This is a genomic window from Chryseobacterium urinae, from assembly GCF_030518295.1.
Classification (GTDB): Bacteria; Bacteroidota; Bacteroidia; order Flavobacteriales; family Weeksellaceae; genus Chryseobacterium; species Chryseobacterium mucoviscidosis.
The window spans coordinates 1-16,219 of the sequence record NZ_JAULSJ010000046.1; the positions used below are offsets into that span (position 1 = coordinate 1).

Here is a 16,219-nt window from a genome sequence, read left to right on the forward strand (position 1 = left end):
TTTTTTAAACTTATGTGCTCTTTTTTCCATTTAAGTAGTAAACTTAAACAACTAAAGTATTAAAATCTTTTACATCTTTCGCGGTAAAAAAGTTTAGACGATTATTTTACTGATATTTATTTTAAACCAATCCTTTATATTCTTTCCATTCCTCAAAACGATAATCGATAACCTGCTTCATCAGATCGTAATTTTCGTACGTATCTTCGATGTGATAAAATGTTTCATATTCATAATCATTCTCTTCCGCTTTTGTATCGAATAAATTCACATAATCATCTGCAAAAGAGCTGAATCGGTTTCCGAAATCCGTGTCGTCTTTGTAATAATCATGGGCAAAAGTATTTCCTGTTTCGTTCAGATCATATTCAGAAAACTTTCCGTCCATGAAATCCATGATGAATTCAGCGCCGGTAATTTCTCTTCTTTTTAAGCTTTGAATTTCTTCTTCATGATCTTCTTTAAATTCTTCCGAGATGAAATCGCTATTAATACACCAGTTCAGAAACATTCCGGTGTGGGTTGCTCCGTTTTTTATTGGAAGTTCTTCAGGAAAATCGCTGCCGTAATGCCATGAAGCATCATCATATTTAGACATATTGAATGATAGTTTTAAACAATTTTATCCAAAAATAGAAAAAATCAATTTATATTGCCCGTCACAGGGAAAATTCCGTCATTTGTATAGAAAAATTTTTTTCGACCTTATTATATGAAAAATGCCGTTCTGATCACCATTGGTGACGAAATCCTTTCAGGAAGCACCGTAGACACCAATTCTAACTTTATTGCTGCCGAACTGAAAAATATTGGGATAAAAGTTGTACAGATTTTTACCATTTCAGACCAGATTGAAACCATTAAAAAGACCATCTCTTCTGCTTTTGAGCTGGGAGATATCATCATAACAACCGGAGGTTTAGGCCCTACAAGAGACGATAAAACCAAAAAAGCCATTGCTGAATTTTTCAATGACGAAATTGCTTTAGACGAAGAAACTTTCGCTCATCTTAAAGCATATATGGAAAGACGCGGAAGAACAGAAATTCTGGAAAGAAACCGCGAACAGGCTTTTGTCCCTACAAAATCCAAAGTGTTCCAGAACCATAACGGAACTGCACCCTGCATGATGATGGAAGAAAACGGAAAACTGCTTTTCAGCCTTCCCGGAGTTCCTTATGAAGTAAAACCTTTAATTAAAGATCAGATTGTTCCTTTTTTAAAAGATAAATTCAGTCTCCATTACCTTTCCACAAGAATTGTTTCCGTAGTCGGAATTCCCGAAAGTATTCTGGCAGACAAAATTGAAAACTGGGAACTTGCGCTTCCGGAAAACCTTTCTTTGTCTTATCTTCCTGTCGGAACCCGTGTAAAACTGAGACTTACTGCAAGTGGAGAGGACGACAGTATTTTGCAGCAACAGTTGGAGGAGGAGATCCAGAAGCTACTTCCTTTAGTAAAAGATCATGTAATTGCTACCTCACAGGATAAAATAGAAAAAATCCTTGCCGATATTTTAACAGATAGAAAATTGACTTTATCTACCGCTGAAAGCTGTACAGGCGGAGAACTCGCAAAAATGATTACTTCTGTTTCCGGAAGCTCAAATTACTTTTTAGGCGGAATTGTTTCTTATGCTACAGAAAAAAAGATCGATATTCTCAAAATAAAAAAAGAAACCGTAGAAGAATTTACGGTCGTAAGTGAGCAGGTCGCTGCGGAAATGGCAGAAGGCTGTCAGAAACTGTTCAATACAGATATTTCTCTGTCTACAACCGGAGTTGCAGGTCCCCGAAAAGGTGAGGATGGAAAGGAAGTGGGAACTGTTTTTTACACCATCAGAATTCAAGATCAGGAAGTGACTTCAAAATTGTATATGCCGCATCTGGATCGACTGGATTTTATGCACTTTGTATCCCAGAAAGTCATTCAGGATCTTGTTGCCCTTTTGGTGAATAATTGATTCAGAATCAGTTAATTTTTTAATTTTTTTTTAATTAATTCTGCATAGGTTTTTCACGGTTTTTGACGTTCATGAGAAAAATATCAAAATCGTGGAAAACTCAAAGCAGATTTTTCAGACTGACAGCAAAAAACGCTGGAGAAACGTTCAGTGGGGAAGCCGAATCTTTATCTTCATCGCCATATTGCTTTTTCTGGCGCTCGGTCTTATGATGAAATGGGACAGAAGCCCCAAAATTCCTTTTAAAGAAGATTACAAAGCCGTTATTACAGCGAGCAAACCCTATCTTCAGGAAAACAGAATTTCCAAAGAATACAAAGGATTCCGAAGTTTCATTTCCGAAAAAACAATGCATACCAATCTTGCTAAAATTGAAAAAGCAAGAGCCGAAAGACTTAAAAACCAAAACAGAAACTGGGCGCAGTTTCCCGGCGGAATACGTTCTGCATTTTATGTGGCATGGGATCCGCAGTCTTTAATGTCCCTAAAAAGAAACATTAAACACATCAACCTCGTTTTTCCGGAATGGTTTTTCCTCGATCCGAAAACCGGCGACCTGAAAACCAATGTGGATTCGGCAGGATATAAAGTCATTAAAAGAACAGGAGTTGCCGCAATGCCGATTCTCAGCAATAACTTTGAGCAGGAATTCCATTCTGAAGGTCTGGGAAAAGTGCTGAAAGATCCGAAAAAAAGAACCCAGCTTATTCAGAAATTAACCCTGCAATGCCAGAAACTTCATTTTAAAGGAATCAACATCGACTTTGAAGATATGAATCTGGATTCTGATGAAAACCTCATCGCTTTCATGAAAGAGCTGTCCGAAACATTTAAGCAGAATAAATTATTGGTTTCCATGGATATTATGGTAGATAACGACGATTACAATATCCGGAAATTAAATCCTTACGTAGATTATTTCATATTAATGGCGTATGATGAATATGCGGTTGAAAGCGATGCAGGACCCGTTTCCTCCCAAAAATGGATCGAAGAACAGACCGGAAAAATTTTAGCCAAAACTTCCCCCAACAAAATCATTTTAGGTTTGGGAGCTTACGGATACGACTGGAGTACGGATAAGGAACAGAATAATTCCGTGACGTATATGCAGGCAATTACCAAAGCGAGTGCAAGCAAAGCGAAAATTAATTTCGACGACAATACTTTTAACTTAAATTACTCTTACACAGATTCTAAAAACAATACACACACTGTATTTTTCAACGATGCGGCTTCTATTTTTAATACGATGCGCTTTTCTTCAGAATATCCTCTTGCCGGAACAGCGCTTTGGAGATTGGGAAGCGAGGACAGCCGGATCTGGAATTTTTACGATAAAGATCTTACGTTTGCAGGATTATCAAAATTAAATTTAAAAACCCTTGAGAATGTAAAAGGTCAGACGATGGTCGATTACATTGGCGATGGGGAAGTTTTGGATGTTCTGAATACGCCCCATGACGGAAAAATTGCCCTTGAGATTGACCCCAAAGAAAAAATCATCACCGATGAAAATTATATAATCTATCCCAGTTCTTACGAAGTTAAAAAATACGGAGAAGCTCCACAGAAAGAACTGGTTTTAACATTCGACGACGGTCCCGATGAAACCTACACACCGCAGGTTTTAGACGTATTGTCAAAATATCATGTTCCGGCTGCCTTCTTTTTGGTAGGATTAAATGCCGAAAAAAACCTTCCTTTGGTTAAAAGAATTTACAGAGAAGGTCATGAAATTGGCAATCATACCTTTACCCACGAAAATGTGGCAAAAGTAAGCCCCGAAAGAGCTTTACTGGAAATGAAACTGACAAGATTATTGATCGAATGTATCACAGGACACAGTACCATTCTGTTCAGAGCTCCTTACAATGCCGATTCTGAGCCAACAACTTCAGAAGAAATTGTTCCGGTTGCATTGGCGAGACAGCAGAATTATCTTGATATTGGTGAAAACATCGATCCCGAAGACTGGCAGCCGGGAATAAAAGCCGATGAAATTGTAAAACGTGTTTTAGCAGGTGTAAAAGCCGAACGCGGAAACATCATACTCCTTCACGATGCAGGAGGCGAAACCCGTGAAGAAACCGTAAAAGCATTGAAAGTTTTAATCCCGACATTACAGAAACAAGGATATCATTTTACCAATCTTGCCAGTATTTTGCATAAGAACAAAGCAGAACTGATGCCTTCCATACCGAAAACAAGAGCATATTATGTAATGCAGCTTAATCTTCTTTTGGCAACCATTATTTATGGAATCAGTCATTTTTTAGTGGCTTTGTTTACCATTTTTATCGCATTGGGACTCATCAGATTGCTGATTATGTTATTCTGGGCATTTAAAGAACGAAAAAAAGAAAAAAAATTAGGAGAATTTCCTGTTTTGGAATCTTACCCGAAGGTTTCCATTATTGTTCCGGCGTACAATGAAGAAGTCAACATTGTTTCATCATTAAACAATTTATTAAAACAGACCTATCCCAATTTCAATATTATTCTGGTAGACGACGGAAGCAAAGATTCAACCTACGAAAAAGCAAAAGAAGCCTTTTCTGTTCATCCGAAACTGAAAATTTTCAGCAAAACCAATGGCGGGAAAGCTACTGCTTTAAATTTCGGGATTTCACAAACCGATGCGGAATATGTGATCTGCATAGATGCCGATACAAAACTCGAAAAAGATGCCGTAAAATATTTAATTGCAAGATTTTTAAACTCGGATTCGGATGAAAAAATCGCAGCCGTGGCAGGAAATGTAAAAGTGGGAAATACCGTAAACTGGCTTACAAAATGGCAGTCCATTGAATATACAACCAGTCAGAATTTTGATCGTTTAGCATATGCGAATATCAATGCGATTACTGTAATTCCCGGTGCCATCGGAGCTTTCAGAAAATCTGTAATTGAAGAAGTTGGCGGATATTCTTCCGATACTTTAGCCGAAGACTGCGATATTACCGTTAAAATCTTGAGAGAAGGGTACACCGTTGCCAACGAAAACCGTGCAGTTGCCGTGACAGAGGCTCCGGAAAGCGTAAAACAGTTTTTAAAACAACGTTTCAGATGGACGTACGGAATCATGCAGATGTTCTGGAAACAGAGACAGACTTTCCTTAACCCGAAATACAAAGGTTTAGGACTTTGGGCAATGCCGAATATTTTACTCTTCCAGTACATTATTCCGTTCTTCTCGCCGCTTGCCGATGTCATCATGTTTTTTGGAATATTATCCGGAAACGGAGGAAAAATATTCAGTTACTATTTAATTTTCCTTTTGGTGGATGCATCTCTGGCTTTTATTGCGTTCATCATGCAGAAAGAGAAATTGGTAAATCTGCTGTATGTAATTCCTCAGCGTTTCGGATATCGCTGGCTGATGTATATTGTACTGTTCAGAAGCCTCCGAAAAGCGCTGAAAGGCGAAATGCAGACCTGGGGATTTTTAAAACGTACCGGAAACGTAAAAGAAATTGCAACGTCTTAAATTCAGGATTGTAAAAAAGTTGTCTTTCAAAAATAAGTGAAACGCCTTTGTTTATCTTAAATTTTTTTAAACAGAGTTTTTAATAATTCCTTGTCTGGTATTGCGTTTAAATTATCGCAAGGGTAAACAACATTTTTTAATATTAAATTGCCTAACTAAAGATAGACAAAGGCGTTTCACTTAATTTCGAAATACAAAGACTGATAAGAAGAGATTTTTAAATTAAAAATTAAAATATAAACAGATCTTAATATTTAATTAAATTTGTTTTCATAAAAAGTAACGAAATAAAAAAAAGTTACACTTATTGTAAAAATTGTAATTATAATGAAAAAATTAACGCTTTCTCTGCTTTTATTAGGAGGAATTTGTTCACAAACCGTGAACGCACAGGCGACAGATAAAGGTTTAGACCTTAGCTTGATGGATAAATCAGTACGTCCGCAAGATGATTTTTATAACTATGTGAGTGGAACATGGATGAAAACTGCCAAAATTCCTTCCGATAAACCAACTTGGGGAAGTTTCAACAAACTGGCTGAAGATACAGATAACAACTCCATGACGATTCTGAACTCTCTTCTGAAAGATAAATTTGCTGACGGAACAGAAGGAAAGAAAATTCAGGACCTGTACGCAACGTACATGAACATGGCAAAAAGAAATGCAGACGGTATCAAACCTATTCAGGCAAATCTTAATAAAATCGATGCCATTAAATCCGTTGGAGATCTTCAGAAATATTTAATCTCTGTAACCAAAGAAGGAGAAAACAACTTCTACGGATGGGGAGTAGATGCAGATCTTAAAGACTCTAAAATGAACGTTGTTTATCTTGGTGACGCATCTTTAGGTCTTGGAAGAGATTACTATCAGAAAGTAAACGAAAAAAACACAGAAGCTTTAGCAGAATATACAAAATATGTTGCTTCTATGTTAAAAGAACTAGGATACAAAAACGCTGATGCTGCCGCTAAAGGTATCGTAGATTACGAGAAAAGCATCGCAAAAACATATTTAACCAACGAGCAGAGCCGTGATAATACACTTCAGTACAATCCGCAAACAATGGCTCAGCTTTCAGCTTTGGTAAAAAATGTAGACCTTCCGGCTTATCTTAAAGCAGTTGGCGTAAATACAGATAAAGTAATTATCGGAGAATTAGGATATTACAAGAATTTAGATAAATTCATCAATACACAGAACCTTCCTGTGATTAAAGATTATCTTAAATTCCACATGATCCACGGAAGCGCGGCTTACCTAAGCGAAAAATTAGGTGATATGAGATTCGCTTTCTATGGTAAATATTTAAGAGGACAGCAGGAGCAGAGAGCTTTAAATAAGAGAGGATACGAATTAATTAACGGATCTTTAGGAGAAGCTTTCGGTAAATTATACGTTGAAAAATATTTCCCTGCAGAAGCTAAAGCACAAATGGTTGAGCTTATCGATTACTTAAAGAAAAGCTTCGCGGTTCACATCAACGGATTAACGTGGATGTCTTCTACAACGAAGGAAAAGGCAATGGAAAAGCTGAATAAGTTCACGGTAAAAGTTGCGTATCCGGACAAATGGAAAGATTATTCCAAATTAACCATCACGCCGGAATCAAAAGGCGGAAATCTATATGCTAATCTTCAGAATATAGCAGAATGGCAGTATAACAAAGATTTAGCTAAAATCGGAAAACCGGTAGATAAAACAGAATGGGGAATGACGCCGCAGACTGTAAATGCTTACTACAACCCGGTAAACAACGAAATCGTTTTCCCTGCTGCAATCCTACAGCCGCCTTTCTTCAATCCTAAAGCAGATGCTGCCGTGAATTTCGGAGGAATCGGTGCGGTTATCGGTCACGAAATGAGCCACGGATTCGATGATTCTGGTGCACAGTTCGATGCAGACGGAAACTTGGTAGACTGGTGGACTCCTGAAGATAAAGCCAACTTCGAAAAAGCAACAAAAGCTCTTGCCGCACAGTACGACAAATACGAGCCTGTAAAAGGTACTTTCGTTAACGGAACCTTTACCAACGGAGAAAATATTGCAGATTTAGGAGGCGTAAACATCGCTTACGACGCTCTTCAGATGTATTTAAAAGACAAAGGAAATCCGGGAGTTATTAGCGGTTACACACAGGATCAGAGATTCTTCCTGAGCTGGGCTACGGTATGGAGAACATTATCCAGCGAAAAATACATGATCAATCAGGTAAAAACAGACCCGCATTCTCCGGGATATTTCAGAAGTTTCGGTCCTTTAACCAATGTTGATGCTTTCTATAAAGCGTTTGATGTGAAAGAAGGAGACAAATTGTACAAAAAACCGGCAGAAAGAATTAAAATCTGGTAATCACCATTTCAGATACAACCAAAACCGTTCAGCAATGAGCGGTTTTTTTTTTTGGAGCTTTTTCGCGCTTTCCGCACTCGCTATTTCCTGGGATTCGGCGCGGCGGTGCCGCGCCGAATCCCAGAAAATGAGCTCAGACAAATGCTGCAATCACGGCTAGGATTTCAGTCATTTTTTTCAGCATCAGGAAAATGAATAGAAATTATCCTTAATTCAGAAAATCTATGTATGATTTGCGGAGTGAATAGTTTATGCTTGTCGAAGTACCTGTACGAACAAAAAAATCAACGGAATTATTTTGAAAAGAAAACTTCACACTCCTTGCATGAAATAGTAAATGATTTGTCGTCTTACCCAATCAAAATCAAATATCATTTTAACCGCAAATCAAGATCAGATAATAAAAATAGCAAGTTTTATTTACATCCTTTTCATCAATTATTATTTATCACTTATCATTTATAAACTAATTTGTATATTTGGTAAGTTTGTGTAAAATCAAAAACAATTTTTAATGAAAAAGCTAAATATCGGAATACTTGCCTTTTCAGGTTTGGTATTTTTAAATTCATGTGGAACAACAAAAACTGCCGATACCCAAAAGCCTGAATCGGTAAAAGGAGTTGAAATTGTACAACCGGAAAAAATGGAAGTAAAAGAAGAAGGATTAAACCTATCGTACATGGATAAAACTGTTCGTCCCCAAGATGATTTTTTTAGCTATGTAAACGGAAACTGGGTAAAGACCACTCAGATTCCTTCCGATAAAGCAAGTTGGGGATCTTTCAATGCACTCAGAGAAAATGTAGACGATGCTTCTTTGGACATCCTGAACAAAATTTTATCAGAATCTTATCCTGAAGGTTCCGAAGGACAGAAAATCCAGAATCTCTATGCCTCATTTATGGATACCAATAAAAGAAATGCAGAAGGACTGGCTCCGATTAAAGGAGATCTTGCAAAAATTGATGCCATTAAAAACATCGGCGATCTTCAGAAATATCTGCTTGAAGCAACAAAAGTAGGCGACAACTCTTTCTACGGATGGAGAGTAGGTGCAGACCTGAAAGATTCTAAAATGAATGCAGTCTATCTTGGCGGTCCCGATCTTGGTTTAGGAAGAGATTATTACCAGAAAGTAAATGAAGCCAACACCAAAACATTAGCAGAATATCAGACCTATGTCGGAAAACTATTCGGCGTTTTAGGTTATAAAAATTCAGAATCTGCAGCAAAAAACGTAGTGGATTTCGAAAAACAGTTGGCAAACTATTTATTAACGCTTGAACAGAACAGGGATGCTAATTTAAGATACAATCCTAAAAATGTATCAGAATTGCCGGCTTTGGTTAAAAACGTTAATCTTCCGAAATATCTGAAGGATGCCGGGGTAAATACCGACAGAGTCATTATCGGCGAGCTGAAGTATTACCAGAATATGGATTCCTTCCTTACCCAGAAAAATCTTCCTTTACTGAAAGACTATCTGAAATACCACTTAATCAATGGAAATGCAAGCAATCTGGATGAAAATTTAGAACAGATCAGATTCAATTTCTACTCCAAATATCTTCAGGGACAGAAAGAACAGCGTCCGATGAACAAAAGAGGGCTTTCTTTGGTAAACAGTGTTCTTGGAGAAGCGTTCGGAAAATTATATGTGGAGAAATATTTTACGCCGGAAGCAAAAGCACAGATGGAAATGTATATCGATTACATTCTAAAATCCTTTAAGACACACATCAACGAGATGGATTGGATGTCTCCGGAAACAAAAGTAAAAGCACAGGAAAAATTATCAAAATTCACCGTGAAAATTGCTTATCCGGATAAATGGAAAGATTATACCCAGTTAAAAGTAGAAGCTCCGAAACAAGGGGCAACCTTATATTCTAATCTTCAGAATGTTTCAGCTTGGCAGTATCAGAAAAATTTAGATAAAATAGGAAAACCGGTAGACCGAACAGAATGGGGAATGACGCCGCAAACCGTAAATGCCTATTACAGCGGATCGAACAACGAGATCGTTTTCCCTGCAGCCATTCTTCAGCCGCCTTTCTACAATCCAAAAGCCGATGCAGCCGTTAATTTCGGAGGAATCGGAGCCGTTATCGGTCACGAAATTTCTCACGGATTCGATGACAGCGGTTCAAGATTCGACGGAGACGGAAATTTGAATAATTGGTGGACCGATGCAGACCGTAAAAACTTCGACGCAAAAGTAGCTCAGTTGGCTGCACAATACAGCGCTTACGAACCGGTGAAAGGAAGCTTCGTAAACGGAAAATTCACGAGTGGCGAAAACATCGGAGACTTGGGAGGAGTTGCAGTGGCTTACGATGCCCTTCAGATGTATCTTAAAGATCACGGAAATCCGGGCTTAATCAGCGGATTTACTCAGGATCAGAGATTCTTCATGAGCTGGGCAACAGTCTGGAGAACAAAATCCACAGATCAGTATATGACCAATCAGGTAAAAACAGATCCGCATTCGCCGGGAATTTTCAGAGCATTCGGTCCGTTGGTCAATCAGGATTCTTTCATCAAAGCATTCGACATCAAACCGGGAGACAAAATGTATAAAGCTCCGCAGGACAGAATAAAAATTTGGTAAGACAAGCCAAAAATTGTTAGAAATGAAAAACGCATCAGAAATGATGCGTTTTTTTATTTAATTTTTCATAGTTTAGTGACATCACAAAATATCAGTTTTTAGTTGATATTTAATTTAAAAAGTTAATATTTCAAGAAAAATCTTAACAAAATTTTGTATGTTACAGTTTTTTTTTAAATTTAAACATTGGATTGGTCAGCTATTTGATGCTGATAAAGACAATACACACCAACATCAGAAATCTCAAAATATTAATAATATGGCAATGTTTAATTATGGCGTTGGCGGAAACGAAGTAAAAGTAGACGCCAATGAAGCTATACAGCAGATTCAGGAGAATAAATCGCTGATAGTAAGCCAGCTTACAACCGACGAATCTTACGTCCCTGAAATTGTAACAGGATTAAAAACTGTAGACGACGTCTTCAAACATTTCCAGCCTTCTGTAAGCGTTCAGCACGAAACGGAGGACGGTAATGTAGTGGAAGAGGAGTTCCGTTTTCAGAATCTTGCGGACTTCACCCCGAAAAATCTTACTCAGAAATCAGATTATTTGCAGCAGTTAAGCATGGAACAGGAGCAGTACAACAAAATTGTACGACAGCTTAAAACCAATAAAATTCTGCGAAATATGCTGGAAAACGATCAGACAAGAGCTGCATTCGTGGAAGTACTAAAAGAAGTGGCACAGGAACTTGAAAAATAATCTAAAGACGTTACATTAATCATGGACAGTAAATTACAGGCAGCTGAAAACCAACAACAGGGACAGCAGCAACACGCAGGTCAGCCGAAAGGTAATCCGCTTGCCGAACTCAATAAAATCGGAGGTTTTGGTTTTGTAGAATCCGTTGTAGACGGAATCGCAAACATGAACCCCACCAGAAAAGCCAGAAAGGAAATCTTCCTTAATGACAGCAATAAAGCAGAGGAAAGAAAAGAACTTCTCCAGAAAATCAATCTTTGGGTAAGCCTTCTGGAAAGCAATGATTCTGCGGATAAAATGGCAGAAACATGCAAAGCTAAAGCTCAGGCTGCCGATCAGAATTTAAAACTAAATCTTAAAAATACGCTTGATGCAGTCCGTCAACTGGAAACAAACTATAGAACGGTCGCTCAATTCTACAAAAATACCGAGCTTGATAAAGTTGATAACGTAAGTATTGTTAATGCAAGTTTAGATCAGGTTTCAGACTTGGATAATCCTATATTTATCGATGCCATTGCAGAAGAATTTAAGAACTACTACGACCGTTTAGACCTTAGAGACAATTACTCTATTTTAGCAATTCCGGGATATTTGGGATCCAATAAAGTCATTGAAAAATGGGCGAAAATCTGTAACGAAAACAAAGTAATGATGGTGACGGATTTTGCGAATCTTGATAAACCGGATGATGTGGTGGATTTATTCCATTCTGCTAATCTTACAGGAGGAGAACTGCACAGAAGTAATGTCATCATGACCTGTAACTGGCTGGTTGGACGCGGAAAAGCGGAAGAAGTAGGAGAGGAGGAAAATGTAGAACTTCCGCCATCAACTTCACTGGCAGGAAAAATTCATAAAACATTAATGTCTCAGGTTGCAGCAGGTAAAAAGCACGGAAACATCAATGAAGTGGACGCCGTAAAATTCGAATTAAAGAAAAGCGAAATTTCCCAGTTGGAAAAAATGGGACTGGTTCCAATGGTGAACGAATATGGAAAAATTATGGCTTTCTCTGCGAAAACTCTATTTACAGGAGACAATATCGGGCTTCAGACCTATTCTGTCGTTCGCGTATTCGATTACGTAACTAAAGTTTTGCTCGATTTCCTAAACAGAAGAGCTTTCGAAAACTGGAACGCAAGAAATGAGGATGATTTGAGAAGACAGATCGTAACCTTCCTTGACGGAATTAAGGGACCGGATAAACTGATCGAAAAATTCAAAATTGTTCGTTTCGAGCAGGATAAAGTAAACAAAGACAGGGTTTGGCTGGATATTCGTCTTACGCCTTATTTCCCTACAAAAAGTTTTGTTATCAAATTAGACGGACACAAAGGAGACGACGGAAACGAATGGGATGCGGAGTATCTTCAGGACTAAATTTAAACCAATCAATACACAAACCGATGCAATTTTTCATCGGTTTTTTTCTACCAAATCGTTAAAAATAGAAATATGAAAGGCAGGTTATTTTACTTTTTGCCCATAATTTTTGTGATTTTCAGTTGTGAAGATAAAAAAGTACAGCAAAATCATCCCATTGATCTTTTTGCCGACGAAATAAAAGAAGGAAAAGCTTATATCATGAAACCGCAGGAATGCTTTGATGAAAGTGATATGGTGGTTTCTTCATCAAATATTAAACTCATCGATCAGTCTCAAGGGCGTGGAAAATCTATATTTATTTACAGAGTTAATAATGGCAAGGTAGAGAAAACGACGAGAGATTCTATTGTGGATTTTCCGTTCAGTTTTCTGTCTAATCAACAGTTGATGTTCAGAAAAGACACTGCTTCCTATATTTATCTCAAAAAACTGGAAGGTTACCGCTTCATCGCAAAAGAAAAACATTTAAAATACCAGTGGCTGAAAGCGGCTCCTGTATATTCCGTTCAAAAAGAAAATTAAATTATCTTTGTATTTAATAAACAGATGCTTCGACAAGCTCAGCATGACATTTCTAATACTAGTCGTTTTATTAAAAGTGAATTTTTAGCGTTGTCATGCTGAGCTTGTCGAAGAATAAAATGTAGCAGACAAACCCTTGGAAAAAACAAAACAATCAGACTTCAGACACATCGGTAATAAACTTCTTAACTGGTATAAGACAAATGCCCGCGATTTACCTTTCAGACAGACCAAAGATCCTTATAAAATCTGGATTTGTGAGATCGTTTTTCAGCAGACCAGAATTGCTCAGGGATTAGGACATTATAATAATTTTGTTCAGCGTTTTCCGGATGTAAAAACCCTTGCCGAAGCAGACGAAAACGAAGTTTTACTGTATTGGAAAGGATTAGGTTATTATTCCAGAGCGATAAATGTTCATAAGGCAGCGCAACAGATCATGAACGATTATAATGGTGTTTTTCCTCATGAATACGATGAAATCTTAAAGTTAAAAGGAGTCGGAAAATATACAGCCGCTGCAGTTTCCAGTATTTGTTTTGGGGGTAAAATTCCGGCTGTGGACGGAAACTTTTACCGCGTTCTGAGCCGTATTTTTGCAGATGATTTTGATATTTCAAGTTCAAAAGCTTTCAATTATTTTTCCGAACTCGCTCATTTAATCTTACCTGAAAACGTCGGTGATTTCAATCAGGCGATGATGGATTTAGGTTCCGAAATCTGTAAGCCTAAAAATCCTCTTTGCATAGAATGTCCTTTACATGAAGACTGTCTGGCTTTTTCATTAAATAAAGTTTCTGAATTTCCTGTAAAAACAAAAAAAGTAAAAGCTGCTGATTTGGAGCTGAAATATTATTTCGTTCACAGAAATGGTCAGTTTTTAATTCAACAGAGAAAAGATGATTTCATCTGGAAAAAGTTATTTGAATTTCCGCCTGAAATTTCTGATGATTTAATTCCATTTATCAAAAGTGTAAAAAATGTAAGCCATAAACTCACGCACAAAAATTTAAGCATAGAAATTTTTAATGTAGAAGTAGAATCAGAAGAAATATGGCAAAATTTCATCACTCAAAATAATTACATCGTAACCGATGTTGAAGGCTCTCACGAAAAATCCTTCCCAAAACCGTTGGAGAATTATATCCAGAATTATGAAACTGCATACAGAATTTTGTAATTCGATGTTCAGTTTGTCATTTCGACGAAGGAGAAATCTGATTAGCATTACTTAGATTCTTCACGCGGCTCCGTCCTGAATGATAAAATATTATTTATTATCATAGTTAAAAATGGAAAATCATTCATATATCTATCATTCGCTGAGTGAAACGCCGTTGCGAACGAAAAAATATTCACAATAATATTCAAAAAAGAATTGCGCTCTTTGTGTTAAAAAGATTCTTCACTCCGCTTCGCTCCGATCAGAATGACAAAATGCTGCATAATGTATAACAAGTCATTATCTTTGTTGTCTTCGTTAAGTGAAACGCCTCTGCGAACTTAAAAACGAAAAGCTGTTAAAAAAAATCTTCGCGTTCTCCGCGTTAAAAAACAAAGCCTCCAAAAGCAAAATTCAAGCTCAATCTCAAAACCCATTGAAATCCCGAAATTTGTCTTCCGAAATCTGAAATCTAATTTGTACTTTTGCAAAATGTTTAAAAACGCCATTTTTATTTTTGCAGCCTTACTTTTGGTATCTTGCGGAAAAGATCCCGTTCCGAAGCCTTACGGAGAACTTCGACTGGAATATCCCGCACCGAAATATCAGAAATTCGAAAACAACTGTAATTATACATTTGAATATTCAGATTTTGCAAATATTACCGACGCAAAAAAGCCTTGTTGGTACTATCTGAACTATCCGAAAATGAAAGCCAAAGTTTTTGTAACGTATTACCCAATACAGAATGATTTTGCAGCCCATATTCAGGAAGCAGAAAAAATGGTTTATGAACATACCATTAAAGCAAGTGCAATCGACACAAAATCTTTCGAATATCCTGAAAAAAAGGTATACGGAAATTTTTATGAACTCAAAGGTCAGAGCGCTTCTAATCTTCAGTTTTACATTACAGACAGTACCAAACACTTTGTGACTGCCTATTTATATTTTAACACAAGACCGAAACCGGATTCTTTGGCTCCAGCGGTAGATTATATCAAAAGAGATATGAAACATCTGCTGGACACATTTGAATGGGAAAAATAATTTACTTTTAAAATACTTTGAAAAAAATATGAAACTTTTAGTTGTAGGAAGTGTTGCGTTCGACGCAATCGAGACGCCATTTGGAAAAACAGATAAAATTTTAGGAGGTGCAGCCACGTACATCGGGATCACTTCATCCATTTTGGGCGTTAAGTCCGGAATCGTTTCTGTGGTAGGAGGAGATTTTCCGCAGGAATATCTTGATATGTTCACAAAAAGAGAGGTTAATGTAGAGGGAATTGAAATCGTAAAAGAAGGAAAAACATTCTTCTGGGCAGGAAAATACCACAACGACCTGAATACAAGAGATACTCTGGCAACTGAAGTAAACGTTCTTGAAAACTTTGATCCTAAAATTCCAGATTCTATGCAGGATGCAGAGATCTTATTATTAGGAAATCTTCATCCGGGAGTACAGCTTTCCGTACTTGAAAAAATGAACAACCGTCCGAAACTGGTTATTCTTGATACGATGAATTTCTGGATGGACACAGCTTTGGAAACACTAATGCAGATGATTGCCAAAACGGACGTGATTTCAATCAACGATGAAGAGGCAAGACAGCTTTCAGGAGAATATTCTTTGGTAAAAGCAGCTAAAAAGATCCACGAAATGGGACCGAAGTTCGTTATCATCAAAAAGGGAGAACACGGAGCATTGCTTTTCCACGATCATAAAGTATTTGCTATTCCGGCTTTGCCACTGGAAGAAGTTTTCGATCCAACCGGAGCAGGAGACACTTTCGCAGGAGGTTTTGCCGCATATTTAGCGAAAAAAGGAACATTCGATTTCGAAACCATGAAGTCTGCATTAATCGTAGGTTCGGCAATGGCTTCTTTCACAGTTGAGAAATTCGGGACAGAAAGAATTCAGGAAGTAAAAGAATCTGATGTGTTCGGAAGACTGAAGCAGTTTAAAGAATTAACAACTTTCGACGTAGAAGTACAATAAATACCTCTTTTTAAGA

Annotated in this window: 11 protein-coding genes; 10 read left to right on the forward strand and 1 reads right to left on the reverse strand. The window is 37.4% G+C overall.

The genetic code is table 11. The annotated features are described in order from the left end of the window. Positions 1 to 121: 121 nt before the first annotated feature. Positions 122 to 598 carry a DUF7832 domain-containing protein gene (locus QWT87_RS19420; RefSeq protein WP_302718207.1) on the reverse strand — a complete coding sequence of 159 codons (477 nt, stop codon included), beginning with the start codon at positions 596 to 598 and terminating at the stop codon, positions 122 to 124. Between the two features lie 114 nt (positions 599 to 712). Between QWT87_RS19420 and QWT87_RS19425 the strand changes: the two genes are divergently transcribed. The 10 genes from QWT87_RS19425 (at position 713) to QWT87_RS19470 (ending at position 16,203) form a co-directional block, all read left to right on the forward strand. Beyond that, on the forward strand, positions 713 to 1,963 hold the full coding sequence (locus QWT87_RS19425) for a CinA family nicotinamide mononucleotide deamidase-related protein (protein WP_302718209.1): 1,251 nt from the start codon (positions 713 to 715) through the stop codon (positions 1,961 to 1,963). A gap of 91 nt (positions 1,964 to 2,054) precedes the next feature. After that, the gene (locus QWT87_RS19430) at positions 2,055 to 5,453 is read left to right on the forward strand and encodes a polysaccharide deacetylase family protein (protein WP_302718211.1); all 3,399 of its coding nucleotides are present in this window, start codon (positions 2,055 to 2,057) and stop codon (positions 5,451 to 5,453) included. Between the two features lie 327 nt (positions 5,454 to 5,780). Next, the gene (locus tag QWT87_RS19435; protein ID WP_302718213.1) at positions 5,781 to 7,808 is read left to right on the forward strand and encodes a M13 family metallopeptidase; all 2,028 of its coding nucleotides are present in this window, start codon (positions 5,781 to 5,783) and stop codon (positions 7,806 to 7,808) included. 514 nt (positions 7,809 to 8,322) lie between these two features. Then, the gene (locus QWT87_RS19440; protein WP_302718214.1) at positions 8,323 to 10,422 is read left to right on the forward strand and encodes a M13 family metallopeptidase; all 2,100 of its coding nucleotides are present in this window, start codon (positions 8,323 to 8,325) and stop codon (positions 10,420 to 10,422) included. A gap of 157 nt (positions 10,423 to 10,579) precedes the next feature. Beyond that, positions 10,580 to 11,128: a type VI secretion system contractile sheath small subunit gene (locus tag QWT87_RS19445; RefSeq protein WP_087709032.1), complete on the forward strand. Its 549-nt coding sequence runs from the start codon at positions 10,580 to 10,582 to the stop codon at positions 11,126 to 11,128. 21 nt (positions 11,129 to 11,149) lie between these two features. Further along, on the forward strand, positions 11,150 to 12,511 hold the full coding sequence (locus tag QWT87_RS19450; protein WP_302718216.1) for a DUF5458 family protein: 1,362 nt from the start codon (positions 11,150 to 11,152) through the stop codon (positions 12,509 to 12,511). Between the two features lie 75 nt (positions 12,512 to 12,586). Then, positions 12,587 to 13,039, forward strand: coding sequence for a hypothetical protein (locus tag QWT87_RS19455; protein WP_302718218.1), 453 nt, complete (start codon positions 12,587 to 12,589; stop codon positions 13,037 to 13,039). A 136-nt stretch (positions 13,040 to 13,175) separates the two neighbouring features. After that, positions 13,176 to 14,219 (forward strand): A/G-specific adenine glycosylase, encoded by a 1,044-nt coding sequence (mutY, locus tag QWT87_RS19460; RefSeq protein ID WP_302718220.1) that lies wholly within the window; start codon positions 13,176 to 13,178, stop codon positions 14,217 to 14,219. 474 nt (positions 14,220 to 14,693) lie between these two features. Further along, positions 14,694 to 15,251, forward strand: a complete 558-nt coding sequence (gene gldD, locus QWT87_RS19465) for a gliding motility lipoprotein GldD (protein WP_302718222.1) — start codon at positions 14,694 to 14,696, stop codon at positions 15,249 to 15,251. Positions 15,252 to 15,279: 28 nt separating this feature from the next. Then, the gene (locus tag QWT87_RS19470) at positions 15,280 to 16,203 is read left to right on the forward strand and encodes a PfkB family carbohydrate kinase (RefSeq protein WP_302718223.1); all 924 of its coding nucleotides are present in this window, start codon (positions 15,280 to 15,282) and stop codon (positions 16,201 to 16,203) included. Positions 16,204 to 16,219 lie beyond the last annotated feature (16 nt).

Bases quoted from the DNA above. Each gene is read 5' to 3' on its own strand.
- QWT87_RS19420 (WP_302718207.1), bottom strand. From the start codon at position 598: ATGTCTAAATATGATGATGCTTCATGGCATTACGGCAGCGATTTTCCT.
- gldD (WP_302718222.1), top strand. From the start codon at position 14,694: ATGTTTAAAAACGCCATTTTTATTTTTGCAGCCTTACTTTTGGTATCT.
- QWT87_RS19450 (WP_302718216.1), top strand. From the start codon at position 11,150: ATGGACAGTAAATTACAGGCAGCTGAAAACCAACAACAGGGACAGCAG.
- QWT87_RS19435 (WP_302718213.1), top strand. From the start codon at position 5,781: ATGAAAAAATTAACGCTTTCTCTGCTTTTATTAGGAGGAATTTGTTCA.
- QWT87_RS19425 (WP_302718209.1), top strand. From the start codon at position 713: ATGAAAAATGCCGTTCTGATCACCATTGGTGACGAAATCCTTTCAGGA.
- QWT87_RS19440 (WP_302718214.1), top strand. From the start codon at position 8,323: ATGAAAAAGCTAAATATCGGAATACTTGCCTTTTCAGGTTTGGTATTT.
- QWT87_RS19470 (WP_302718223.1), top strand. From the start codon at position 15,280: ATGAAACTTTTAGTTGTAGGAAGTGTTGCGTTCGACGCAATCGAGACG.
- QWT87_RS19455 (WP_302718218.1), top strand. From the start codon at position 12,587: ATGAAAGGCAGGTTATTTTACTTTTTGCCCATAATTTTTGTGATTTTC.
- QWT87_RS19445 (WP_087709032.1), top strand. From the start codon at position 10,580: ATGTTACAGTTTTTTTTTAAATTTAAACATTGGATTGGTCAGCTATTT.